Raw genomic sequence first — 24,599 nt, 5'->3', positions numbered from 1 at the left:
ACTTGAAATGCTCCAGTGGCCCCGGCCAATCAGTCCCTTGGCCGCCATGTGCGTGTCTCGCATAATTTTTTATTATGGATATGGCTCTTCAAAATAATGGCAAATTTGAGATTTTCCGGGCGCTTGATATAATCCTTGCCGACATCGCCGAAGCGAACACCGCCAATGATGACAATGACAGAGCCCTTCACACCTTCTGCCGACCTCGCACGGCCCACCGTGGCCGACGAAGTCGTCGACGCCGAAGCCAGTGACCTCTTCATCCGCAAGTCCAATCCCGATGACGGCTGGGGCATCTACGAGCTGGTCAAGTCCTGCCCGCCGCTGGATGTCAACTCCGCCTATGCCTATCTGCTCCTGGCGACCCAGTTTCGTGACACCTGTGCCGTTGCCACCGACGAGACCGGTGAGATCGTGGGCTTCGTCTCCGGTTATGTAAAAAGCAACGCGCCGGATACCTATTTCCTGTGGCAGGTCGCCGTGGGCGAGAAGGCCCGGGGCACCGGCCTGGCTCGACGCCTGGTCGAAGCCATCATGACGCGTCCGGAGCTCGTGGGGGTTCACCATCTCGAGACCACGATCACGCCCGACAACCTGGCGTCCTGGGGCCTGTTTCGACGCCTTGCCCAGCGCTGGCAGGCGCCCCTCAACAGTCGCGAATACTTCTCTACCGACCAGCTGGGCGGCGAGCACGATCCCGAGAACCTGATCAGGATCGGCCCCTTCCAGACTGATCGTCTCTGACTCTTGATACTCTTCGATCGAGCGCGAGGGCGCCCGTGAGCCTCGCGTCACCTGACCTATCCATTTCCTATCCCCTGGAGGGCTCTCAATGCAGACCCAGATCCTAGAACGCATGGAATCCGACGTCCGTACCTATTCACGCTCCTTTCCGGTGGTCTTCACCAAGGCCCGGAATGCCCGCCTGACCGATGAAGACGGCCGCGAATATATCGATTTTCTCGCCGGCGCCGGCACCCTGAACTACGGGCACAACAACCCGAAGATCAAGCAGGCCCTGCTCGAGTACCTGGCCGAAGACAACATCGTCCATGGCCTGGACTTCTTTACCGCCGCCAAGCGTCGCTATCTCGAGGCGCTCGACGAGATCATCCTCAAGCCGCGTGGCCTGGACTACAAGGTACAGTTCCCCGGGCCGACCGGTACCAACGCCGTCGAGGCGGCGATCCGCCTGGCGCGTAATGCCAAGGGCCGGCACAACATCGTGACCTTTACCAACGGCTTCCATGGCGTGACCATGGGCGCCCTGGCCGTGACCGGCAACAGCAAGTTCCGCGAGGCCACCGGCGGGGTGCCCACCGTGGGGGGATCCTTCCTGCCCTACGATGGTTACCTGGGAGATGGCACCGACACCCTGGACTACTTCGAGAAGCTGCTCGGCGACAAGTCCGGCGGCCTCGATGTGCCGGCGGGCGTCATCGTCGAGACCGTGCAGGGGGAGGGCGGTATCAACGCCTGTGGCCTGGACTGGCTCAAGCGCCTCGAGCAGATCTGCCGCGCCCATGACATCCTGCTGATCGTCGACGATATCCAGGCAGGCTGCGGGCGTACCGGCAAGTTCTTCAGCTTCGAGCACGCCGATGTGGTGCCGGACATCGTGACCAACTCCAAGTCGCTTTCCGGGCTCGGCCTGCCGTTCTCCCAGGTGCTGATGCGCCCGGAGCTGGACGTCTGGAAGCCGGGTCAATACAACGGCACCTTCCGCGGCTTCGCCCTGGCCTTCACCACCGCCGCCGCGGCACTCGAGAACTTCTGGGCCGACGACAGCTTCGCCAAGGACGTGCAGCGCAAGGGCGACATCGTTGCCGAACGTTTCGGCAAGATCGCCGCCTGGATCAGCGAGCAAGGCATCGAGGCCTCCGAGCGTGGCCGCGGCCTGATGCGTGGTATCGATGTGGGTAGCGGCGACATCGCCGACAAGGTCACTCACCAGGCCTTCGAGAACGGCCTGATCATCGAGACCAGCGGTCAGGACGGCGAGGTAATCAAGTGCCTCTGCCCGCTGAGCATTCCCGACGAAGACCTTCAGAAGGGTCTGGACATCCTCGAGCAGAGTGCCAAGCAGGCGCTAAGCTGATAGGCCAAACGCAGGACAACCGATGCCACGCAGCAAAATTCAAGGAGAGAACCCATGATCGTTCGTAATCTCGATGAGTGTCGCCAGACGGATCGCATGGTCACCGCCGAAAACGGCAACTGGGACAGCACGCGTCTTTCCCTGGCCGATGATGGCGGCCAGTGCTCGTTCCACATTACCCGTATCTACGAGGGCACCGAGACCCATATCCACTACAAGCATCACTTCGAGGCGGTTTACTGCATCGAAGGCGAAGGCGAGGTGGAGACCCTGGCCGATGGCAAGATCTGGCCGATCAAGCCGGGCGATATCTACATCCTCGACCAGCACGACGAGCATCTGCTGCGCGCCAGCAAGACCATGCACCTGGCATGTGTCTTTACGCCGGGCCTGAGCGGCAACGAAGTCCACCGCGAAGACGGCTCCTACGCGCCGGCCGAGTAAGCGCCGGGGCCGAGTCAGTACCTGGCCTGGCCAGTAGCGGTGTGATCGGCCGGCGCGTGGCGTCGGTCGAAACAGATATAACTGCAGCGGGCGTCGATCATCGGCGCCCGCTGCAGTTGTTCGGGTGTATCGCGATATGGCGCATCGAACATGACACTGGCGCTTGTCGAGACAATCAAGCGGCTCTTCCAACCTGGCATGACAGGATTTCGCATAATGTATATTATGTTAAATCGTGTCATGTTGTAATCCCATTCCGCGGGTCCGGCAGCTGTTCCTGAGCCTGGTTCTCATGCGTCGAGTTGGACAAGGCCCTTGGGGACTCATTATGATCGCCGGATCGTTCAAAGGAATTGCCCTGCCCCATGTCCCATCCTCTATTGAATGCGACTCTTGCAGCATCCGTGATCCTGCTCTCCGGTTGTGCCATGCAGGCGGAAGAGCCCGAGCCTGCGCCGACGCTGGCACCGGCGGACTTTCATCAGCGCATGGATGCCATGGAAGATGCCCTGAGCGCTCGCTGCGACACTCCTCAATTGAGCGCCGAGGTATCCGGCGTCGCGGATCGCCAGGACGTGCTCATCGGCGATATACGCGAAGTCGGCTCCCTGTTGCGGGGAATGCAGGCCCGCCTGGACGACCTCAACAGCGAAGACGCCGAGCCGGTGGTCGTCAATCAGCAGTGTGCCGCCGATGAACACGGCCTGGCCAACAAGACGGTACTGGGCGGTCGCGAATGGATCAGCCTGGTCGATGTGGGCACCTATCTCAAGGCCCGCATCGATTCCGGCGCCAACACCTCGTCGCTATCGGCCAGCGAGATCACCCCCTTCGAGCGCGACGGGGAAAACTGGATCCGCTTCAAGCTGGGCCTGGACGATAAGGATGTGGTCGTGGATGCCGTGCGCGATGAGTGGATCGAAGCGCCCGTCGAACGCCGCGTCCGTGTCATTCAGGCGACCGGCGAGGAATCGCGGCCGGTGGTGACGCTGATGATGACCCTGGGGTCGATTCGCGAACCGGTGGAGTTTACGCTCAGTGACCGCACCCATCTCGACTTCCCGGTCATCCTGGGCAGGCGCTTCTTGCTGGACATCGCCGTGGTCGACGTGGCCCAGCGCTATCTCCACGAGCGCCCCGAATTTCCCGGTGGTCGTCCGGCAACGGAAGCCGAGCGCGACCAGAATGACACCGAACCCGACAACGAAGAGCGCTGAGCCAAGCCCCAGTCGCTCTCTGCCAAGGATGACCCATGTCACGACTGCCTTTCTATCTACTGGTTGGCGTCCTGTTCCTGGCCGGCGTGGCCATGACCCTGCATCGTCACTATCAGCTCGAGGTGCCCTGGACGCCGGGTGAACAGCGCCAAGTCTGGGAGGTAGAGGCGCAGGTCAACTTCACCGCCCTGGGCGAGCCGGTGCTGGTGGACATGGCCTTGCCCTCTTCCCAGGAAGGCTTTCGCCTGCTCACCGAACACACCGCCTCACCGGGCTTCGGCCTCTCCTTCATCGAGAAGAACGAGGCCCGGCGCGCCCAGTGGTCGATCCGTGAGGCCAGTGGCTCACAGCAGCTTTACTACACCGCCCAGGTTCTGCGGGCCCCGAGCAACCCCCCTCCTCGCCTGGCCTCGCCGCCGCCGCAGCGTGACATCGTCTGGGAGCGCCCCTACGACACCGCCGCCGCCCAGCTGATCGAGCGCGCCTGGAGCCGCAGCGCCGACCCCTTCACCTTCGCCCGCGAGCTGCTCCATGACTTCGACGAAGAGCGTCAGGGCGAGAATGCCCGCCTGCTGCTGACCCAGTTCGAGCGCACGCCCTTGCTGGTCCGCCTGCTTAACCAGGCCGATGTGCGCGCCCGGGAAGTCAGTGGATTGCTGCTCGAGGATGGCCGGCGGCGCCAGTCCCTCACCAGCTGGGTTCAGGTCTTCGATGGCGAGCACTGGGCGCTTTTCGACCCGGCCACCGGTGCCCAGGGACGTCCCGATAACCTCCTGATCTGGGAGGGTAACGGCCAGGCGGTGCTGGAGGTGGAAGGCGGCACCAATTCCCAGGTCAACTTCTCGATGATTGCCCGCAACCAGCCGGCGGCCGCCGCGGTACGCAATCAGCTCGCCGATGACACGCTGCTGAATTTCTCGATTCACAGCCTGCCGCTGGAGGAGCAGGCGCTGTTCCAGACGATCCTGCTGATCCCGATCGGTGCACTGGTGGTCGTGCTGCTGAGGATCCTGGTGGGGATCAAGACCTCGGGCACCTTCATGCCCGTGCTGATCGCCCTGGCCTTTATCCAGACCAGCCTGGCGACCGGCCTGATCGGCTTCTTGCTGGTGGTCTCGGTGGGCCTGGTGATCCGCAGTTACCTGTCCTATCTCAACCTGTTGCTTGTGGCCCGGGTGACGGCGGTGATCATCACGGTCATCGGCATCATCTCGGTCTTCTCGGTGCTCGCCTACCGCTTCGGCCTCAATGCCGGGCTGACCATCACCTTCTTCCCGATGATCATCCTCGCCTGGACCATCGAGCGCATGTCGATCCTGTGGGAGGAAGAAGGCCCCAAGGAGGTGCTGATTCAGGGCGGCGGCAGTCTGTTTACCGCGGTGCTGGCCTTTCTGGCGATGAATAACCCTTGGGTGCGCCATATCACCTTCAACTTCCTCGGGGTGCAGCTGATCCTGATGGCGCTGATCCTGATGATCGGCAACTACACCGGCTATCGCCTGCTGGAGCTGCGTCGCTTCAAGCCGGTCACCGAGGAGTGAGTCATGGGTGAATGGACGACCCCCGGCAAGCTGCGCGCCAAGGGCATCATCGGAATGAACCGGCGCAATATTCGCTATATCGGACGCTACAACAACCGCCGCCTCTACCCGCTGGTGGATGACAAGCTGCAGACGAAACTGCTGGCCGAGCGCTATCAGATCACCACGCCGGCCCTGATCGGCACCGTATCCACGCAGTTTGGCGTCAAGCGCCTCGGCGAGCTGCTCACGAACCGGAGCGGCTTCGTGATCAAGCCGGCCAAGGGCAGCGGCGGCAAGGGCATTCTGGTGGTCGATCGCGTCGAAGGCGGCGATTACATCAAGCCCAGCGGCGTGCGCATGAGCCTGTCCGACGTGGAGCGCCACGTCTCCAACATCCTCTCCGGCCTCTATTCGTTGGGGGGCGCCCCCGATGTGGCGGTGATCGAGGCGCTGATCAACTTCGACGAGAGCCTGTCCGCGTACACCTACGAAGGCGTGCCGGATATCCGGGTCATCGTCTTCAAGGGCTATCCGGTAATGGCCATGATGCGCCTCTCCACTGCCGCCTCGGATGGCAAGGCCAACCTGCACCAGGGCGCGGTCGGGGTGGGGCTCGATATCGCCACCGGCACCGCCATCCGCGGCGTTCAGTTCGACCGCACCCGCCACGACCACCCGGATACCGGCCATGAGTTGATCAGCCTGGCCATCCCCGACTGGCCTACCCTGCTGCAGCTGGCCGCCGGCTGCTACGAGATGACCGGCCTGGGCTACCTGGGTACCGATATGGTGCTCGACCAGGACCAGGGGCCCATGCTGTTGGAGCTCAATGCCCGGCCGGGGCTCGCCATCCAGATGGCCAACGGCGAGGGGCTGCGGCGGCGTCTCGATCTGGTGGAGGCGCAGCCGGAAGGCGTTTCGCCCGAGGAGCGAGTCGCCTTCTCGCGTCGGCATTTTGCACGGCGCAGTGAGCTCGAGCCCGCCGCCGGCGCCTGAGTGCGGTAGCCCGCCTCGCCGCCTCTGGGTAGAATGGCGCCAGACCTCACCAGCCGACGGGCGCCATGACCGATTCCCCCAACCTGCTGCTTCAGGCGGAGCGGCAATGCCAGCAGCGCGGCGTGCGCTTCACACCGATCCGCCGCCGCGTGCTCGAGATGATTGCCGCTACGTCCGGTGGGCTAAAGGCCTATGAGCTGCTCGAGCGCCTGGCCGCCGAGCATGCCTCGGCGCGTCCGCCAACGGTCTATCGTGCCCTGGAGTTTCTGATCGCCCAGGGCCTGGTGCATCGCATCGAGTCGCTCAATGCCTATGTCGCCTGCCCCTGCCCGGAGCATTCCCACGGCTTTCAGCTGCTGATCTGCCGCCTCTGTGGCCGCGTCGAGGAACTGCACCTGGATGACGTCAATGCCGAGCTCGCCCACTGCGCCCATGGGCTGGGTTTCCGGGTGGAGCGCCAGACCATCGAACTGCTGGGACGCTGTGACGCCTGCTGCGCCCCCCACGCCTGATCCTTTCCTGCGGAGACCCGCCATGTCCGATACCTTCAAGGCCCTGGAACGAGCCCCGGCCGAGAGCCGCCACGACCTCGCCGCCGTGCTCGAGGCCATTCGATTCAATGCCGACGGGCTGATTCCCGCCATCGCCCAACAGCATGACAGCGGCGAGGTGCTGATGATGGCCTGGATGAACCGGGAGGCATTGGAGGAGACGCTACGCACCGGTCGCGTCTGCTACTGGTCCCGCTCCCGGGGCAAGCTGTGGCGCAAGGGAGAGAGCTCGGGGCAGCAGCAGCATCTCATGAGTGCCGCCCTGGACTGTGATGGCGATACGCTACTGCTGCGGGTCGATCAGACCGGTCCGGCCTGCCACAGCGGACGCCGCAGCTGCTTCTATGTGGCCCTGGAGCAGGACACGGCGCGCATCACCAGCGCCCCGCTGATCGATCCCGCCACCCTGTACGGAACCCCCTGATGCCCTGCCTCGCCGCCTGCCTCGCCAAGCTGGTTCGCGGCCTGCGAGGGGCCGCGGCGGGGGTGATGATCGGCCTGGTCAGGCTCTACCAGCTCACCCTGAGCCCCCTGCTCGGCCCGCGCTGTCGCTACTGGCCGAGCTGTTCCAGCTATGCCGTGGAGGCGATCCGGGTGCAGGGCCCGCTCAAGGGCGGGCTGTTGGCGGCGCGGCGCATCGCCCGCTGCCACCCCGGTAGCGAAGGCGGCATCGACCCGGTGCCCGGCGGCCCCAGCGAGACGCTATGCCGCGAGGACCCCGAGCTCGATGAGCACTTCCGGCCCCGAACGCCGGAGCATGACGGCCATTAGCACCAGCCACTAGCACCAGCAAGTCGAGGCCAGCCATACCCGATTTCATTCCTGTCCTGGGCTGACAAAACGATTCCGGCCGCCCGGTGCGTCAGGCTCAGGCGGCGGCTTCCTGCTTGGCCACCTCGTAGATGCGCTTGAGCATCGCGTTGAGGCCGTTGCTGCGGGTCGGCGAGAGATGCTTGTCCAGCCCCAGATCGCCGAGGAAATGCGGGCTGGTATCGCGGATCTCCGCGGCCGGCCGGTCGTTGTAGATGCGCATCAGCACCGCGATCAGCCCCGAGACGATGGCGGCATCGGATATGGCATCGAAGTGCAGCACCTCGCCCTGGCGCTCGTGGCGCATCCAGACGTTGGACTGGCAGCCCTGGATCTTGAGCTCGGCCTGCTTCCACGCCTCGGGAAACTCGGGCAGCGCCTTGCCCATATCGATGATGTACTGGTAGCGATCCATCCAGTTGTCGAACATCTCGAATTCGTCGATCAGTTCCTGCTGAGCCTGTTCGGCGGTGGCATCGGTAGTCATGAACACTCCTTGAAATCGTTACCCTGATTATACCGGCTTACCCCCGGTCGCGTCCGCCCCCTTCGGGGTCAGACCCCAATGCCCTGGGGTCTGACCCCAAAAGGCCATGGCGGGCCTGCTGCTGGTGCCAGGCCTCGTCCTCGGCATGCAGGTAGCGGGCGGTGGTATCCAACCGGGAGTGCCGGGCCGTGGCCGCCAAATAGCGCAGCTCGACCCCGGCCTGGGCCTGGTGGGTCAGCGCCGTATGGCGCAACCAGTGCGGGGTGGCCTGGCGCAGCTGCAGCGCCCAGCGGTGAGACGGCTCGCCCTGCCCCATCGCCAGCGCCTCGGCCGCCTCGCTAAAGGCCTGGCGAATCAGGCGATAGAGGCGGTTGTCGCCGATGCCGCGCCTGCCGTCCAGGGCGCGTAGCAGCGGTGTCGCCTCATCCGGCTGGGGCTCTGGCGCCAAACCCAGGGCCAGACGCCATTCGGCCAACAGCGCCATCATGTCCGGGGGCACCGGAATGCTGGCGGCCTTGTCGCCCTTGCCCACGACGCTCCACCACCAGCGCCCCTCGCGTCGCTGGAAGTCACCCATGTGGGCGGCACTCATCTCGGCGATACGCGGAGCCAGCAGGTAGGCAAAACCAAAGATAAACCGGCGTCGCGCCCTCTCGTAGCGATGCCGCGGCGATGCCTCCTCCTCCGGCGACAGTCCCGCCGCCTCGTTCAGCCAGCCCCAGAACCATTTCCATAGCGGCGCCTCCAGATAGCGCTCGATGCGCCCCTGACGGTTGTCGAGACGCCGGCGCTTGTCGCGCATCAGCCGAAAGGGATTGTGGGCCACCCACCCCGCCTCGGCGAGCCAGGCATACATCCCCTGCAGGACCACCAGGCTCTGACGGCGACTGGCCGGCGACAGCGGGCCGCGAAACGGCCGCCAGTCATCGGCATGGCGCGGCCGCGGCGGCCCCACCCAGCGTGCTCGGGGCCGTGGATCGGCGAGAAAGGCCTCGAAGTCCTCCAGGTGGTCCCGGCGCACCTCGCCGAGGGTCATGCCCCGCTCGGCGAGCCACAGGAGCAGCCGCTGGGCCTCGCGACGATAGGCCTGTTGGGTCCTGGGGCTGGCACGATACTCCGCCAGCCACTCGGCCACCGCCTCGGCATCGCTGCGCGCCGCGATATATCCACCCGGCGCCGCCGGCAGTTGCCCCGCCGGCGCCGTCGTTATCTCTCCTGGCGTCTGATGTGCCATTGGCTCACTCCTCACTCCTCACTCCTCACTCCTCACTCCTCACTCCTCACTCCTCACTCCTCACTCCTCACTCCTCACTCCTCACTCCTCACTCGGCAAGTATCCCGCCTCCTCCTCAACAAAAGCAAGATAAGGCGCGTAATCTTGCTTTTCCCGTGTATACCGTAGTGTATTTTACGTATTACGTATTATGTAATTACCTTCCATTTCCGCCCAATCCCCGCTAAGCTGCGCCGGATATCGACTCACAGGGGCGCCATGAGCCATCCGCTCGCGCCCCCTTGCCCAGGAGAAGCCCCATGGCGCGCACCGGCGTGACCTACGAAGACGTTCAGCGAGCCATCGACGAACTGCTGACCGGCGGTGACGCCCCTAGCGTGCAGAGGATTCGAGAGGTCCTGGGGACCGGGAGCTTCACCACCATCAGCGACCACCTGCGTACCTGGCGGCAGCAGCGCGAGGAAAACCGCGACGTGCCGCCACCCCGGGGCATGCCGGCGGCACTCCAGGAGCTGGCCGAAGGGCTCTGGCGCCAGGCCCAGGAAAGCGCCAACGAGACGCTGCGCCACTACCGGGAAGAAGCGGATCGCCGGGTGGATGAGGCCCAGGAATCGGTGGCCGAGGCGCGTCGCCAGGCCGAGGATGCCCGGCAGCGCGAAGCCGCCCTGGCCGAACATCTGGCCGGTACCGAGCAGCGCCTGGAGGCGCTGAGCGCCCAGCTGGCCACCTCTCAGGCCCAGGTCGAGGCCCTGCAGGCCACGGAGAACCGACTCGCGACACGCCTGGCCGAGGCCGAGTCCCTGGCGCAGCGCTACCGCGACGAGGCTGGCCGCGTGGCCGAGGAGCACCGCCAGGCCCTGCAGGCGCTGGATGAGGAGCACCACGCGAAGCTGACCCGGGAGGAGCAGCGCCATGAGAGCGCCGAGACCCGCCTGATGACACTGCTCGACCAGGCGCGCCAGGAGCGTCTGGCCCAGGAGAAGGCGGCGGCCGGCCGGGAGGAGCAGCTGGAGAAGCGTCTGGCCCGGCGCGAAAGCGAATGGCAGGAGGCGTGCGGCCGGCTGGCCGAGGAGGAGAAGCGGCATCGCGAGAGCGAGGGAGTGCGTCGCGAGGCGGAGGTGCTGGCCGAGACCCGCCAACACGAGCAGACGCTGCTTCAGGCCCGTATCGACGAGCAGAAGCGTCATCTAGAGGAGCAGTCGCAGCGCGTGAAGAGCCTGGAAGAGCAGCTCTACCGCTGCCTATGGGAAGGCTCCGCAGCCGCGGAGAATACAGAGGAAGAGAAAGAGGAATCGGAAGCGCAGGAAGCGCAGGATGATGCCACCGATAACAACCGCTAGGTGGCTATTTGCACTCCCCTGGGGTCAGACCCCAGGGGTTGGGGGTCTGACCCCAACGGTGCCACCGCGTCGCTTAACGATAGTAGGCGTTGGTGGTATCGGTATGGTCGGTCACGTCGCGAATCCCGCCGAGCTCCGGGATGCGCTCCAGCAGGGTGCGCTCGACGCCATCCTTCAGGGTCAGGTCGACAGCGGCGCAGCCCTGGCAGCCACCGCCGAAGGCCAGCACGGCGATGCTCTCGCCGGTCAGCTCGACAAGCTTGATCTCGCCGCCGTGGGCCGCCAGGCCGGGATTGATCTCGCTATACAGGACGTAGTTGATGCGGTCCTCCAGCGGGCTGTCGGCGTTGACCTTGGGCATCTTGGCGTTGGGCGCCTTGATGGTCAGCTGTCCGCCCATGCGGTCGGCGTTGAAGTCGACCACCGCCTCCTCGAGAAACGCCAGGCTGTTCTTGTCCAGGAAGACATTGAGCTTGGGGAATTCGAGTTTCTCGTCGGTGGACTCTTCCTCGCCGGGCCGGCAATAGGCCAGGCAGGTCTCGGCATAGGGCGTGCCGGGCTGGGTAATGAAGATACGCACCGCGATCCCCTCGACGCCCTGCTTTTCGAGCAGCTCGGCGAGGTAATCCTGGGCACTATCGGTAATCTGGATCGATTCGCTCATGGTAATTCCCGCTCCGCGGCAGCGGCGAGGTCGCCGCGTACCGGATACATTGATGCCGCTTATGGTAAGACACGCGGACCGACGAGACAATCCCGAGTGATTTGGTGGGTTTTGTTCGTCTACCTGCCCTCCTGGGGCCGGGTTTGTTACCATGGCGGGCTTGATATTAATAGAGACCGCCTCACGGAAGATGCCTTCAGGCACGATGGCGGCCGCGCCCCCTGGACATCCTACGCTGGAGACACCCTCACGCCATGCCCGCCGCCCCGACAGCCCAGACCGCCACCCTGATCGAAAGCCTCGATGAACGCATCCTGATGCTCGACGGGGGCATGGGCACCATGCTCCAGAACGCCGGGCTGTCCGAGGAGGCGTTCCGCGGCGAACGCTTCGCCGACTGGCCCTCGGACCTCAAGGGCAACAACGACCTGCTGGTGCTCACCTGCCCCGACCTCGTCACGCGCATCCACCGCGAGTATCTCGAGGCCGGTGCCGATGTGGTAGAGACCAACACCTTCAACAGCACGCGTCTCTCCCAGGCCGACTATGGCATGGAAGCGCAGGTGCCCGAGATCAATCGTGAGGCGGCGAGGCTGGCCCGCGAGGTGTGTGATGCCGTGGGCGCCGAGACCGGCGTTCCCCGCTATGTGGCCGGGGTCCTCGGCCCCACCTCGCGAACCGCCTCGCTCTCCCCGGACGTCAACGACCCGGCCAAGCGTAACGTTACCTTCGACGCGCTGCGCGAGAATTATCGCGAAGCCGCCGAGGCGCTGATCGAAGGGGGGGCCGATCTGATCATGATCGAGACCATCTTCGACACCCTCAACGCCAAGGCCGCGATCTACGCCCTGGAAGAACTCTTCGAATCACGGGGCGAGCGCCTGCCGGTGATGATCTCCGGCACCATTACCGACGCCTCCGGTCGTACCCTGTCGGGGCAGACCACCGAGGCCTTCTGGAACTCGGTGCGCCACGCCCGGCCCCTGTCGGTGGGCCTCAACTGCGCCCTCGGCGCCGCCGAGCTGCGCCCCTACGTCGAGGAGCTGGCCGCCAAGGCGGAAACCCACGTTTCCGCCCACCCCAACGCCGGCCTGCCCAATGAATTCGGCGAATACGACCAGACCCCGGAAGAGATGGCGGAGATCGTCGCCGAGTTCGCCGCCAGCGGCCTGGTCAATATCATCGGCGGCTGCTGCGGCTCGACGCCGGAGCATATCGCCGCCATTCATCGCGCCATCCAGGGCATGTCCCCGCGCCGTGTCCCCGCCATCCCGGAGAACTGCCGCCTGTCCGGCCTCGAGCCCTTCAACATCGGGCCCGAATCGCTGTTCGTCAACGTCGGGGAGCGCACCAACGTCACGGGGTCGGCACGCTTCAAGCGACTGATCAAGGACGAGGACTACACCACGGCCCTGGAGGTCGCCCTGGAGCAGGTGGAGAACGGCGCCCAGGTCATCGACATCAACATGGACGAGGGGATGCTCGAATCTCAGGAGGCCATGGTGCGCTTCCTGAATCTGATCGCCGGCGAGCCGGATATTGCCCGGGTGCCCATCATGGTCGACTCCTCCAAGTGGGAGATCATCCAGGCGGGGCTCGAGTGCATCCAGGGCAAGGCGGTGGTCAACTCCATCTCCATGAAGGAGGGCGAGGACGCCTTCCGCCAGCAGGCCACCATCTGTCGCCGACACGGCGCCGCCGTGGTCGTGATGGCCTTCGACGAAGTCGGCCAGGCCGATACCTTCGCCCGCAAGACCGAGATCTGCCAGCGCGCCTACCGGATCCTGGTCGACGAGCTCGGCTTTCCGCCGGAAGACATCATCTTCGATCCCAATATCTTCGCCATCGCGACCGGCATCGAGGAGCACGACAATTACGCCGTGGACTTCATCGAGGCCACTCGCTGGATCCGCGAGCACCTGCCCCACGCCATGGTCTCCGGCGGCGTCTCCAACGTCTCGTTCTCCTTTCGCGGCAACAATGCGGTGCGCGAGGCGATTCACTCGGTGTTCCTCTATCATGCCATCCGCGCCGGGCTGACCATGGGCATCGTCAATGCCGGCCAGCTGGGGGTCTACGATGACCTGGATGCCGAGCTTCGCGATGCGGTGGAGGACGTGGTGCTCAATCGCCGCAGCGACAGCACGGAACGCCTGGTGGACCTCGCCGAAAAGTACAAGTCCGACGGTGGCGGTGTCGCCAGGAAGGAAGACCTGGAATGGCGCTCCTGGGAAGTGGAAAAGCGCATCGAGCATTCGCTGGTCAAGGGGGTGACCGCCTACATCCTCGAGGATACCGAAGAGGCGCGCCAACGCTTCGACCGCCCCATCGAGGTGATCGAGGGCCCGCTGATGGACGGCATGAACGTGGTCGGCGATCTGTTCGGCGCCGGCAAGATGTTCCTGCCCCAGGTGGTCAAGTCGGCGCGGGTGATGAAGCAGGCCGTGGCGCATCTACTGCCTTATATCGAAGCGGAAAAGGACGACAATGCCCAGGCCAAGGGCAAGATCGTCACGGCCACGGTCAAGGGTGATGTCCATGATATCGGCAAGAATATCGTCGGCGTGGTCCTGCAATGCAACAACTACGAGGTGATCGATCTCGGCGTCATGGTGCCGACGGAGAAGATCCTGCAGACCGCCAGGGACGAGAATGCCGATATCATCGGCCTCTCGGGCCTGATCACGCCATCCCTCGACGAGATGGTCGGCGTGGCCAAGGAGATGCAGCGCCAGGGCTTCGAGCTCCCGTTGCTGATCGGCGGTGCCACCACTTCCAAGGCCCATACGGCGGTCAAGGTGGACCCTCAGTACGCACAGCCGGTGATCTACGTCTCCGATGCCTCCCGGGCCGTGGGGGTGGCCGGCAAGCTGCTCTCCGACACGCTCAAGCCGGCCTACGTGGCCGATATTCGCGAGGAATACGAGAGGGTTAGAGAGCGCAATGCCAAGCGCCGCCCCAAGGCCGCCGACCTCACCTACGCCCAGGCCCGGGAGCGCAAGTGTGACCTCGACTGGAGCGCCTACACGCCGCCCCGCCCGGCCATGACCGGCACACTCGCCTTCGATGATTACGACCTCGAGGAACTGGTCGAATGCCTCGACTGGACTCCCTTCTTCATGAGTTGGCAGCTGGCCGGCAAGTACCCGAAGATCCTCGACGACGACAAGGTCGGGGAGGCGGCGCGCAACCTGTTCGCGGATGCCCGGGTCATGTTGCGCAAGTTGATCGACGAGAAGCTGGTAGAGGCGCGGGGTGTGATCGGGATCTGGCCCGCCAACAGCGTCGATGATGACGTCATCGAGGTATATGCCGACGAGTCCCGCGACACCGTGATCGAGCGCCTCCAGCATATCCGCCAGCAGACCACCAAGAATCGCGACGGGGTCTGCTACAGCCTGGCCGATTTCGTGGCGCCCCGGGAGAGTGGCAAGCCGGACTGGATCGGCGGCTTCGCGGTGACCACCGGCCATGGCGTCGAGGCGCTCGCCGAGCGCTACAAGGCCGACGGCGACGACTACAACGCCATCCTGGTACAGTCGCTCACCGACCGCCTGGCCGAGGCCTTTGCCGAGCGCCTGCACCAGCGGGTGCGCAAGGAGTTCTGGGGCTATGTGCCCCAGGAGACCCTGGACAACGAGGCGCTGATCGCCGAGAAGTACCAGGGCATTCGCCCGGCACCGGGCTATCCGGCCTGCCCCGACCATACCGAGAAGCCCAGCCTCTTCACGCTGCTCGAGGCCACGGACCAGGCCGGCATCACGCTGACCGAGAACTTCGCCATGTGGCCCGCCGCGGCCGTGGCGGGCTGGTACTTCTCGCATCCCCAGTCGAAGTATTTCGCCACCGGCAAGATCACCCGGGACCAGGTGGCGAGCCTGGCCGAGCGCAAGGCGATGAGTCTCGAGGAGATGGAACGCTGGCTGGCGCCGGTGCTCTCCTACGACCCCGCCTGACTCCCGGCGGGCCGCCCTCGCGGCCCGCCTCTGCCCTCGCCGCGGAACGCCATGCTGCCTCCTACGACACGCCGCCGGACCATCCTGCGCCTCGCCCTGCCGATCATCGCCGGAATGCTGACCCAGAGCCTGATCAACCTGGTGGATGCCGCCATGGTGGGCACCCTGGGCGAGGCGCCCCTGGCCGGCGTGGGCATCGGGGGCTATCTGATGTTCATGGTTACCGCCCTGTTGTTCGGGCTCTCCTCCGGCGTGCAGGCCCAGACTGCCCGGCGCCACGGTGAGCGGGCCTGGGGGGAGCTCGCCGTGGCGCTCAATGCCGGCCTGTTCATCGCCGCGTTGCTGTCGCTGCCCATTACCCTGCTGTGTCTGTGGCAGGCGCCGACACTGATGGGATGGATCAACCAGGACCCCGCGGTCAACGCCGAGGCGGTCGCCTATTTTCGCTGGCGGGTACTGTCCCTTGCCCCCGTGGCGATGATCTTCTGTTTCCGGGGCTACTGGAACGGTATCCAGAAGACCGGCCTCTATCTTCGCATCATCCTGGTGATGCATGTCATCAACGTGCTCGCGAGCCTAGGGCTGATCTTCGGCTACCTGGGGCTGCCCGCCATGGGAGCCGCCGGTGCCGGGGCCGGCACCACCCTGTCGCTGTTGGCGGGGCTCGTCATCTGGGCCGCCGCCAGCCTGCGGGATGCCCGGCCCGCCGGCCTTCTCGCCGGGCTCCCGCGCCGCGCCACGCTCCTGACCACCCTGCGCCTGGCCGGCCCCCATTCCTTCCAGCAGCTGTGGTTCGCCACCGGTTATGCGGTCCTGTTCTGGATCCTGGGCCGGGTCGGTACCCCAAGCGTCGCGGTGGGCCATGTACTGGTGAACCTCTCGCTGCTGCTGATCCTGCCCGGCGTGGGCCTGGGCCTCGCCGCCATGAGCCTGGTAGGCCAGGCTCTGGGGCGCGAGGCCCATGCCGATGCCTATCGCTGGGGCTGGGACGTCGTCCGCCTCGCCTGGCTCTGCCTGGCGCTGATCGCCCTGCCCATGGCGCTGTTTCCCGACGCCGTGCTCTCCCTGTTTTTGCATGACTCGGCCCTGATCGAGCTGGCGCGCCTGCCGCTGCGACTGACGGCGCTGATGATCGTGCTCGACGCCGCGGCCCTGGTGCTGGCCCAGGCCCTGCTCGGCGCCGGGGCCAATCGCACGGTGATGACCACGACCCTGTCGCTGCAGTGGCTGGTGTTCCTGCCGCTGGCCTGGGTGATAGGCGTCGAGTTCGAACAGGGGCTGATGGGGATCTGGTGGGTACAGCTCGCCTACCGCTGCCTCAACTCGCTATGGTTCGCCGTCATCTGGCGTCGCCGTCGCTGGCAGCGACTCGCGGTGTGAGGACGACGCCGCGAAAAGTCGATGGGGTCAGACCCCCAACACCTGGGGTCTGACCCCTAACCTCACACGTCGGCCTGCGAAAAAATCGCGAAAAAGACGCATTCTTAATTACTTTAAGAATAAAAACTATAATTTTTTATTCTTTTAAATAATATAAAGGCCGCCGTATGCTGCATGGCCAGGCTCTGCCACTTTCACTGCAGCAGGATGGCTGAATGTACCGCTACGATTCCCACGATCAGACCCTCGTCAACGAACGCGTGACCCAGTTCCGCGACCAGATGGACCGCTACCTGGCCGGGCGCCTGAGCGAAGAGGAATTTCTGCCGCTACGTGTGCAGAATGGCCTGTATGTCCAGCGCTACGCCCCCATGCTGCGCATCGCCATTCCCTACGGCATGCTGGCCGCCTACCAGCTGCGCAAGCTGGGCGATCTGGCCCGTGACTATGATCGCGGCTATGGCCACTTCACCACCCGCACCAACCTGCAGCTCAACTGGCCGAAGCTGGAGAGCGTGCCGGACATGCTGGCCGAGCTCGCCAGCGTGCAGATGCATGCCATCCAGACCAGCGGCAATGATATCCGCAATACCACCACCGACCAGTTCGCCGGCGTCGCCGAGGACGAAGACGTCGACCCGCGCCCCTGGTGCGAGCTGATCCGACAGTGGTCCACCTTTCATCCGGAATTTGCCTACCTGCCGCGCAAGTTCAAGATCGCCGTCACCGGCGCTGCCGAAGACCGCGCCGCCATCCAGGTTCATGATGTGGGCCTGCGGCTCTGGAAGGACACCCATGGCGAGGTGCGGGTCAGGGTCCTGGCCGGCGGCGGCCTGGGTCGTACGCCCATGGTCGGCGAAGTGATCCGGGACGACCTGCCCTGGCGGCACCTGCTGACCTATCTCGAGGCGCTGGTGCGGGTCTACAACCAGTTCGGCCGGCGCGACAACAAGTTCAAGGCGCGTATCAAGATCCTGGTCAAGGCATTGGGCGTCGAGGAGTTCGGCCGACGGGTCGAGGAGGAGTGGGCGCACCTCAAGGATGGCCCCCAGACCCTGACACGCGAGAGCCTCGAACGGGTGGCGGCCCACTTCGAGGATCCCGAGCGCCGCCCCGTGGCCGCAGATGCCATCGCCGAGGTCGAGGCCCTGCGCCGCGAGAATCGGGCCTTCGGTCGCTTCATGACCAACAACGTCCACGGCCACAAGGTGCCCGGCTACAAGGCGGTGACCCTGTCCCTGAAGCGCCGCGGCCACTCCCCCGGCGACGTCACCGCCGAACAGATGCATCAGGTGGCCGACCTCGCGGATGAGTACACCGCCGGCGAGCTGCGGGTCACCCACGAGCAGAACCTGGTGCTGAGCGATGTGCCCATGGATCGCCTGGAATCGCTTTGGCACCGGCTCGAGGACCTCGGCATGGCCAACCCCACGGTGGGCACTCTGGCCGACCTCATCTGCTGCCCCGGAGGGGATTACTGCGCCCTGGCCAACGCCAAGTCGATCCCGGTGGCACAGGCGATTCAGGAGCGCTTCGAAGACCTGGACTTCCTCTACGATCTGGGTCCGCTGGATCTCAATATCTCGGGCTGCATGAATGCCTGTGGCCACCACCACGTTGGTCATATCGGCATCCTGGGCGTCGACAAGAAGGGCGAGGAGTGGTACCAGATCTCGCTGGGCGGCGCCCAGGGCAACGCGGCATCGCTGGGCAAGATCCTCGGCCCCTCCTTCAGCCGCGACGCGGTCCCGGATGTCATCGATACCCTGCTCAAGGTCTATGTCGGTGAACGCAGCGCCGAGGAGACCTTCCTCGATACCTATCGTCGCATCGGCCTCAAACCCTTCAAGGAGCGTGTCTATGCCTGATCAAGCCCCCCGAGCCGCTACTCCGCCGGCCCAGCCGCGTCCCTATCTGTTCCGTGGCCGGCCGGCCGCCGATGACTGGCGACTCATTCGCGAGGCCCAGGCGCCGGGCGATACCCCGGTCATCCTGCCCCTCGACCAGTGGCTCGAGGCCGAGCCCTCGGATCGCTGCGCCCCCTGGCTGGCAGCCGATACCGAACTCGACCCCGCCCTGGCCGCGCGTCTCGCCGAGGCACCGCTGATCGCCATCGACTTCCCCAAGTTCACCGATGGTCGGGGCTACAGCCTGGCGCGCCTGCTGCGCGAACGCTTCGGCTATCGCGGTGAGATTCGTGCCATCGGCGATGTGCTGGTCGACCAGCTCTTCTTCATGACCCGCTGCGGCTTCGATGGCCTGTCGCTGCGCGAGGACCAGTGGCTCGATGATGCCCTGCGCAACCTGCATATCTTCAGCCGCGCCTATCAGCCGGCCGTCGACCAGCCCGAGCCGCTGTTTCGCCGGCGTCAGCGGGACGCGGCGGCCCGTCGGGAAGAGGCTCCCCTCGCCGCCATGGCGTGACCCTTTGCGTGATCGCGACCGCCCCGGGTAGGCTAGCGCCCCATGCGCCTGCGCCACCCGCTAATCCTCGTCCTCTTCGGCTCCCCACTGGCGGTGGGGGGCTGGCTCTGGTTGACCCTGCTGAGCCCCTTCACCTACGACCGACCCGAGCACCTCGCGCCTATCGATGAGGGGCCCCATCGCGTTTATGTCTACGGCACCCTGCGCCTGCCACCGGTGCGCTGGATCGTGATCGGCGAGGCGGTTGAGACCCGGCCCGCCTATCTCGAGGATTGGCGTCGAACCCGCCTCGACCTGGAGCCGGCGCCCGGCGAGCGGGTCCCGGGAGCGGTGTTCACCGTCGATGCCGAGGCCCTCGCCCGACTCGACCGCTATGAGCGACTGGGCATTCGCTATGAACGGGTATGCATCACCCTCGCCGACGGCAGCGAGGCCTGGGTCTATCGCCGCCTGCCCTCGACATCGACCTCGGCCTCGACACCGGCTTCTCCGTGAGCCCGGGCCCGGCAGTTGTTACAATGGCCGTTGTTACAATGAGAGGTCATTCTCGCGCCGCTCGACTGGCCTTTCCCATCACTCCAGCCCCAGGAGCCCCGATGAGCGCTTCCCTGCCCTATGTGCTGATCCTCTATTACTCTCGCCACGGCGCCACCCGTGCCATGGCCGAGCGCCTCGCCGCCGGGGTGGAATCCCGTCATGGCATCGAGGCCCGGCTTCGGACCGTGCCCCCGGTATCGCCCACCTGCGAGGCGGTCGACCCCGAGATTCCCGCCGAAGGCGCTGTCTATGCGAGCCTCGATGACCTGCGCCACTGCGCCGGCCTGGCCATCGGCAGCCCCACTCGCTTCGGCAACATGGCGGCCCCGCTCAAGCACTTCCTGGACGGCACCAGCGAGCTATGGCTGGGCGGGGCACTGATCGACAAGCCGGCCACCGCCTTTACCTCGACCTCGAGCCTACACGGCGGCCAGGAGGCAACGCTGCTCACGATGCTGGTGCCTCTGCTGCACCACGGCATGGTGTATGCGGGCCTGCCCTACAGTGAAACCGAGCTCATGGAGACCACGCGCGGGGGTACCCCATACGGGGCCAGCCACGTCGCCGGCAAGCGTAGCGACCAGCCCCTGGACGAGCATGAACGCACCCTCGCCCATGCCCAGGGTCGGCGTCTATCGCGACTCGCCCTGGCCCTGTCGTCGCTGCGGGAGAACGACCGATGAGAGCCGCCCTGGAACGCCTGGAAAACGCCAAGGGCCTCGATACCCTGACCACGCGGATGCGCAGACTCGTCCTGGGCAGCTACGCCGCCCTGGTGGCGCTGATGGTCTATCGTGGCCTGCTGATAGACAGCGATAGCGGCACCTGGATGCCCATCGTCGCCTTCGTGCTCCCGTTGGTACTCTTCCTGCCATCGCTGATTGGTCAGCGGCCCCGCGGCCATGCCTGGCTGGCCTTCGTCAGCCTGCTGTATTTCGCCCAGGGGGTCATGGTTGCTACCCTCCCCGGCCAGGGCCTGCGGGGCCTGGCCGAGGCGCTTGTCGCCCTGGCCCTGTTCGCCGGCTGTACCGGTTATGCACGCTTTCGCAGCCGCCAGCAGCGTACCGCCGAACGTAGCAGTTAGCGGCCTTCTCTTTCCATGCTAGGCTAGGCCAGGCTAGAACTGATATGCATCAAGCCTGAGACACATCAAGCAAGAAAAAGGAGTTTGTGATGACCGTGACGTTCCGCCCCCTGCTGGCCCTCGGCCTGTCGGCCGCCCTGGCGCTGCCACTCGCCGCCCAAGCCGCCGAACCCGAAGATGCCATCCACTATCGTCAGTCCGCCCTGAGCGTGATGGGCTGGCAGATGGGACCCATGGGCGCCATGGCCCAGGGGGATATCGAGTATGACGCGGACGAGTTCGCCACTCGGGCGAATAACCTGGCGGCGGTCGCCCACCTGCCCTGGGAGGGCTTCACTGAAGGCACTCTCCAGGGTGACGACCACGGTGTCGAGACCGACGCCCTGGCCGATATCGGCGACGACTGGGAAGGTTTCGAGGAGCGTCAGGAGACCTTCAAGCAGGAAGCCGCCACCCTCGCTCAGATGGTGGACGATGGTGAAGAGTTCAGCGCCCTGCGCCGCCAGGTCGGCGCCGTCGGCAAGAGCTGCAAGGGCTGCCACGACGACTTCCGGGCCGAATAAGGCGCTTTGGACGCGGTTGACAGCAACCACAGGGGGCGGCCTGAAGGCCGCCCCCTGTGGTTTTCATGGCTATATTTTCATGGCCACCCGATCGCGCTACGTCACGCCTTCCATAACCAGATCACCGGCAGGGCGCAGAGCACGACCAACCCCAGTGCCAGATAAAGGCTCGCTGCTCGACGCTGTCTCGGCTCATCTTCCGGCGGTCCCTCGAGGGTCTTTCGCCCGGTGACCATGGCCCCCACCAGCCGCTCCCCCTTGAGCCGGTGGAGCACCAGGGCCAACAGATGGCCGGCAATCAGTGCCACCAGCAGGTTGGAGTTCAGCGAGTGCAGCGTGGCCAGGGTCTTGACGGTGTCACCGCTGGCCAGGCCATTCAGGGGGGCCGTGAAGAAGATGTCGTCGGTCAGAAACAGCCCGCTCACCGCCTGAAAGGTCAGGGACAGCAGCATGATCACCACCATGGCGCCGCCCAGCGGGTTATGGCCGGCGAAGATGGGGGGCCTGGCGCCCGCCAGCCGTCGGCCATAGGCAATCATGGTGCCGGGGGAGCGCAGAAAGCTTGCAAAGCGTGCATGGTGGCTGCCCAACAGTCCCCAGAGCCAGCGAAACAACAACAGTCCACTCAGCAGATAGCCCGCTCGAGCATGGATCTCGATGGGAAAGACAAAGGGCGCCCCCTCTGTCTTCATGGTGTAGAAGGAAAGTCCTATCAGGGCTACCAGTGACCAGTGGAAGAAACGAACGGGTATATCCCATACCAACAGTCGAGTCATCTTGTCTCCTTGCATAAATTAGTCGCGTTTCTTGCCAAAAGCTGCCATGTCGGTGGATCTGTCTTACCATGGGATGCCTTGGGTATCGCCCCCCACCCAGCAGCCGACCCATCAGCCGAGAGGAGTTTATCACCGTGTCACCGACAAGTGCCTGGAAGGAAGCCGGGAAACTCACCCTGCCGGTGATGTTCGGCTATCTACCGCTGGGGGCCGCCTACGGTATCCTGGCCGTGGAGGTCGGAATGCCCTGGTGGGCGGCGCTTCTGATGTCATTGATCATCTACGCCGGCGCGGGCCAGTTTCTCGCCGTGGCCCTGCTGGCCGCCGGTGCCGGCCTGATGGAGCTGGCCGTGGCGACGCTGATGCTCAACTCTCGCCACCTCTTCTACGGCCTCTCGCTGCTCAAGCGCTTCCAGGGTGCCGGCTGGCGCAAGCCGTACCTGATCTTCGCCCTGACCGACGAGACCTATTCATTGATCACTACCCTCCCCACCGAGCATGGCAATGACCATGGCCTGGCCTTTCGCGTCAGCCTGCTGAATCAGATCTGGTGGGTACTGGGGACGATCGCCGGCGTGCTGGCGGGCACGACACTGGCCTTTAACAGTCAGGGAATCGAATTCGCCCTCACCGCACTGTTTATCGTCTTGACCCTCGAACAGGCGCGCCGCCTGCGCCGCTGGTTGCCCTTTGCCATTGCCCTGTTCACCGGCCTGGGCGGCGTATTGCTGCTACCCGACCGCCATTTGCTGCTGGGCGCCATCGGGGCGGCCAGCCTGATACTGCTGTTTCACTATCGCCTCGGCCGCGACCGGGAGACCACCCCATGAGTCAGTCGTCACTGCTGGTATTCATCGCCGTCTGTGCCGCGGCGACCTTCGCCACTCGCATCATTCCCTTCGTGGCCCTGGCGCGACACGCCGACCACCCCCTGATCCTGCATCTCGGGCGCTACCTTCCCCCGACGGTGATGTTGATCCTGGTGATCTATGCGCTACGCGACTTCCGCCCGCTGCTGGAAGGCCAGTTCAATACCGGCGCCAATGGCTGGCCGATGATGGCGGCATCGCTGATCGTCGCCGTGCTGCACCTCTGGCGGCGCAATGCCCTGCTGTCGATCATCGGCGGCACCGGGGCCTATATGGCGATGGTGCAATCCACCATAACGTGACCACAATCAAAATCAGATGTTGAGCTGCGCCGCCGGAGCGGCGACCATGCACAATAATTTTCAGGGGAGCATTGGACGATGACACGCAAGATTGCCGATATCCGCCGTGACTACGAGGGCGGTCAACTCGACGAACCCCAGGCTACCGACGAGCCCATGCCGCTGTTCGAGGAATGGCTTACCCTGGCACTGGAAAGCGAGGGCCTTGACGGTAACGCCATGACGCTGGCGACCGTGGATAGCCAGGGGCGTCCCCATGCTCGCGTGGTGCTGCTCAAGGGTGTTGATGAGCAGGGCCTGATCTTCTATACCAACTATCACAGCCACAAGGGCAGCGAACTGTCCAATGTGCCCCACGCCGCCCTGACCTTCTGGTGGCCATCGCTGTCTCGTCAGGTACGCATCGAGGGGCGTGTCGAGCAGGTCAGCGAGCAGGAGTCCAACGACTACTTTGCCAGCCGTCCCCGCCCCAGCCAGCTCGGGGCCTGGATCGCGACCCAGAGCGTGGTCATTCCCGATCGAACCTGGATCGAGGAGCGTCAGACCCGCTTCGAGCGGGCCTACGAGGGGCAGGAGATTCCCCGGCCGGTGCACTGGGGCGGCTATCGCGTAATCCCCGAGATGATCGAATTCTGGCAGGGCCAGCCCAGCCGCCTCCACGACCGTATCCGCTACGAACACCGCGACGACGGCTGGCACCACTTCCGCCTGGCGCCCTAACCAGGGCATGGGGTTCCTGATGGGGTCAGACCCCCCAACCCCGTCTGGCGCCCTAACCGGTAATGGGGTCAGACCCTGAGGCCTCCCCACGAATCATACGGTAACGCTTAGCTTCGCCTCTTGTCGCATCAGCCGGAAGAGCCGGTCCATTCGGCCCGCTGGATGGCGGGCCAGAACAGCCTCACAACCAAGTCGCCACAGTGAGAGGCCCCGCCGTGAGCGACGCGTGTTGCTCTGATAAGCCGGCGCCTTTCCCGCATGATAGAGGGAAAGTCCATGGGCCAAGAGGCGCAAACTGGCCAGCATCGCGATGAGAAGCAGGACCTCGATGCGCCGTGCGTGTCGGGTGCCATGCAGGTAGAACGCAAATCCAAAGCGTTCGCTCTTGATGTCCCGAAAACCCTCTTCGATTTCCATGCGCTTGGTGTAGAGCCCAACGACCTTGGCAGCGGTGGAATGGCGTGATGGCAGGTTGCTGACCAACACCCAGGGCTCTCGCTGCCCCTTGGCCGCCTTACGGCTTCGGCCAGCACGTGACGTACTGCCGTTCTTGTTGCGGTCTTTACGCCCTTGATAGGGCGCGCGGTACAGATACAGATGGGTCGCCAGTGAGCGTGTCTTGGC

At 64.9% G+C, this 24,599-nt stretch carries 26 protein-coding genes; 21 read left to right on the top strand and 5 right to left on the bottom strand.

All coding sequences use genetic code 11. The features are described from left to right. Window positions 1-165: 165 nt before the first annotated feature. The 9 genes from ectA (at window position 166) to yidD (ending at window position 7,600) form a co-directional block, all read left to right on the top strand. Complete coding sequence (gene ectA, locus Q358_RS0105225) at window positions 166-744, top strand: diaminobutyrate acetyltransferase (protein WP_027961089.1); 579 nt, start codon at window positions 166-168, stop codon at window positions 742-744. Between the two features lie 88 nt (window positions 745-832). After that, window positions 833-2,098: a diaminobutyrate--2-oxoglutarate transaminase gene (gene ectB / locus Q358_RS0105220; RefSeq protein ID WP_027961088.1), complete on the top strand. Its 1,266-nt coding sequence runs from the start codon at window positions 833-835 to the stop codon at window positions 2,096-2,098. A gap of 54 nt (window positions 2,099-2,152) precedes the next feature. Continuing rightward, entirely contained in the window at window positions 2,153-2,542 is a 390-nt protein-coding gene (locus Q358_RS0105215) for an ectoine synthase (RefSeq protein WP_027961087.1), read from the top strand. A gap of 365 nt (window positions 2,543-2,907) precedes the next feature. Further along, window positions 2,908-3,759 (top strand): ATP-dependent zinc protease family protein, encoded by an 852-nt coding sequence (locus Q358_RS0105210; protein ID WP_043487701.1) that lies wholly within the window; start codon window positions 2,908-2,910, stop codon window positions 3,757-3,759. Window positions 3,760-3,794: 35 nt separating this feature from the next. Then, window positions 3,795-5,300: an inactive transglutaminase family protein gene (locus Q358_RS0105205; RefSeq protein ID WP_027961085.1), complete on the top strand. Its 1,506-nt coding sequence runs from the start codon at window positions 3,795-3,797 to the stop codon at window positions 5,298-5,300. 3 nt (window positions 5,301-5,303) lie between these two features. Continuing rightward, on the top strand, window positions 5,304-6,278 hold the full coding sequence (locus Q358_RS0105200) for an alpha-L-glutamate ligase-like protein (RefSeq protein ID WP_027961084.1): 975 nt from the start codon (window positions 5,304-5,306) through the stop codon (window positions 6,276-6,278). A 65-nt stretch (window positions 6,279-6,343) separates the two neighbouring features. After that, window positions 6,344-6,790, top strand: coding sequence for a transcriptional repressor (locus tag Q358_RS0105195; protein ID WP_027961083.1), 447 nt, complete (start codon window positions 6,344-6,346; stop codon window positions 6,788-6,790). 22 nt (window positions 6,791-6,812) lie between these two features. Then, window positions 6,813-7,253, top strand: coding sequence for a phosphoribosyl-AMP cyclohydrolase (gene hisI, locus Q358_RS0105190; RefSeq protein ID WP_027961082.1), 441 nt, complete (start codon window positions 6,813-6,815; stop codon window positions 7,251-7,253). Further along, on the top strand, window positions 7,253-7,600 hold the full coding sequence (gene yidD, locus Q358_RS0105185) for a membrane protein insertion efficiency factor YidD (RefSeq protein ID WP_043487700.1): 348 nt from the start codon (window positions 7,253-7,255) through the stop codon (window positions 7,598-7,600). Before hisI ends, yidD begins: the two co-directional genes overlap by 1 nt. A 97-nt stretch (window positions 7,601-7,697) precedes the next feature. On the opposite strand, the gene Q358_RS0105180 is transcribed toward yidD, so the two are convergent. Both Q358_RS0105180 and Q358_RS16605 read right to left on the bottom strand, forming a co-directional pair. Then, complete coding sequence (locus Q358_RS0105180; protein ID WP_027961080.1) at window positions 7,698-8,126, bottom strand: SufE family protein; 429 nt, start codon at window positions 8,124-8,126, stop codon at window positions 7,698-7,700. A gap of 37 nt (window positions 8,127-8,163) precedes the next feature. Further along, window positions 8,164-9,360, bottom strand: a complete 1,197-nt coding sequence (locus tag Q358_RS16605; RefSeq protein WP_051530198.1) for a tyrosine-type recombinase/integrase — start codon at window positions 9,358-9,360, stop codon at window positions 8,164-8,166. 299 nt (window positions 9,361-9,659) lie between these two features. Here Q358_RS16605 and Q358_RS16600 point away from each other — a divergent pair, with 299 nt between their 5' ends. Continuing rightward, window positions 9,660-10,700 carry a DNA-binding protein gene (locus tag Q358_RS16600; RefSeq protein WP_051530197.1) on the top strand — a complete coding sequence of 347 codons (1,041 nt, stop codon included), beginning with the start codon at window positions 9,660-9,662 and terminating at the stop codon, window positions 10,698-10,700. A gap of 73 nt (window positions 10,701-10,773) precedes the next feature. Here the strand turns inward: Q358_RS16600 and nfuA are convergent, their stop codons facing one another. After that, on the bottom strand, window positions 10,774-11,364 hold the full coding sequence (nfuA, locus tag Q358_RS0105165; protein ID WP_027961079.1) for a Fe-S biogenesis protein NfuA: 591 nt from the start codon (window positions 11,362-11,364) through the stop codon (window positions 10,774-10,776). 254 nt (window positions 11,365-11,618) lie between these two features. Between nfuA and metH the strand changes: the two genes are divergently transcribed. The 8 genes from metH (at window position 11,619) to Q358_RS0105125 (ending at window position 21,308) form a co-directional block, all read left to right on the top strand. Further along, window positions 11,619-15,320, top strand: coding sequence for a methionine synthase (gene metH, locus Q358_RS0105160; RefSeq protein ID WP_027961078.1), 3,702 nt, complete (start codon window positions 11,619-11,621; stop codon window positions 15,318-15,320). A gap of 51 nt (window positions 15,321-15,371) precedes the next feature. Continuing rightward, window positions 15,372-16,700 carry an MATE family efflux transporter gene (locus Q358_RS0105155; protein ID WP_027961077.1) on the top strand — a complete coding sequence of 443 codons (1,329 nt, stop codon included), beginning with the start codon at window positions 15,372-15,374 and terminating at the stop codon, window positions 16,698-16,700. A gap of 215 nt (window positions 16,701-16,915) precedes the next feature. After that, window positions 16,916-18,568 carry a nitrite/sulfite reductase gene (locus Q358_RS0105150; RefSeq protein WP_027961076.1) on the top strand — a complete coding sequence of 551 codons (1,653 nt, stop codon included), beginning with the start codon at window positions 16,916-16,918 and terminating at the stop codon, window positions 18,566-18,568. Then, window positions 18,561-19,124: a DUF934 domain-containing protein gene (locus Q358_RS0105145; protein WP_027961075.1), complete on the top strand. Its 564-nt coding sequence runs from the start codon at window positions 18,561-18,563 to the stop codon at window positions 19,122-19,124. The genes Q358_RS0105150 and Q358_RS0105145 overlap by 8 nt, the downstream gene beginning before the upstream one ends. A gap of 42 nt (window positions 19,125-19,166) precedes the next feature. Beyond that, a complete protein-coding gene (locus tag Q358_RS0105140) occupies window positions 19,167-19,619 on the top strand; it encodes a gamma-glutamylcyclotransferase family protein (protein ID WP_043487699.1) in 453 nt (150 codons plus the stop codon). A gap of 101 nt (window positions 19,620-19,720) precedes the next feature. Then, window positions 19,721-20,344 carry an NAD(P)H:quinone oxidoreductase gene (gene wrbA / locus Q358_RS0105135; protein WP_027961073.1) on the top strand — a complete coding sequence of 208 codons (624 nt, stop codon included), beginning with the start codon at window positions 19,721-19,723 and terminating at the stop codon, window positions 20,342-20,344. After that, window positions 20,341-20,745: a DUF2069 domain-containing protein gene (locus Q358_RS0105130; protein ID WP_027961072.1), complete on the top strand. Its 405-nt coding sequence runs from the start codon at window positions 20,341-20,343 to the stop codon at window positions 20,743-20,745. The genes wrbA and Q358_RS0105130 overlap by 4 nt, the downstream gene beginning before the upstream one ends. Before the next feature lie 89 nt (window positions 20,746-20,834). Next, window positions 20,835-21,308, top strand: coding sequence for a c-type cytochrome (locus tag Q358_RS0105125; RefSeq protein WP_051530196.1), 474 nt, complete (start codon window positions 20,835-20,837; stop codon window positions 21,306-21,308). 101 nt (window positions 21,309-21,409) lie between these two features. Here Q358_RS0105125 and Q358_RS0105120 read toward each other — a convergent pair whose 3' ends face one another. Next, window positions 21,410-22,084 (bottom strand): cytochrome b/b6 domain-containing protein, encoded by a 675-nt coding sequence (locus tag Q358_RS0105120; RefSeq protein ID WP_084286444.1) that lies wholly within the window; start codon window positions 22,082-22,084, stop codon window positions 21,410-21,412. 134 nt (window positions 22,085-22,218) lie between these two features. Between Q358_RS0105120 and Q358_RS0105115 the strand changes: the two genes are divergently transcribed. The 3 genes from Q358_RS0105115 to pdxH all read left to right on the top strand — a co-directional run bounded on the left by Q358_RS0105115 (window position 22,219) and on the right by pdxH (window position 23,975). After that, a complete protein-coding gene (locus tag Q358_RS0105115; RefSeq protein ID WP_027961069.1) occupies window positions 22,219-22,914 on the top strand; it encodes an AzlC family ABC transporter permease in 696 nt (231 codons plus the stop codon). Further along, complete coding sequence (locus tag Q358_RS0105110; protein WP_027961068.1) at window positions 22,911-23,255, top strand: branched-chain amino acid transporter permease; 345 nt, start codon at window positions 22,911-22,913, stop codon at window positions 23,253-23,255. Before Q358_RS0105115 ends, Q358_RS0105110 begins: the two co-directional genes overlap by 4 nt. Before the next feature lie 78 nt (window positions 23,256-23,333). Continuing rightward, complete coding sequence (gene pdxH / locus Q358_RS0105105; RefSeq protein WP_027961067.1) at window positions 23,334-23,975, top strand: pyridoxamine 5'-phosphate oxidase; 642 nt, start codon at window positions 23,334-23,336, stop codon at window positions 23,973-23,975. Window positions 23,976-24,068: 93 nt separating this feature from the next. Here the strand turns inward: pdxH and Q358_RS16595 are convergent. Continuing rightward, window positions 24,069-24,599, bottom strand: a 531-nt coding sequence (locus tag Q358_RS16595) for a transposase (protein ID WP_043487697.1), incomplete at its 5' end; no start/stop codon positions are given.

Origin of the sequence: Halomonas halodenitrificans DSM 735, from assembly GCF_000620045.1 — a bacterium.
GTDB classification, from domain to species: Bacteria; Pseudomonadota; Gammaproteobacteria; order Pseudomonadales; family Halomonadaceae; genus Halomonas; species Halomonas halodenitrificans.
The sequence above is the reverse complement of the archived record's forward strand: the minus strand, read 5'-3'. Positions and strand labels throughout refer to the sequence as shown.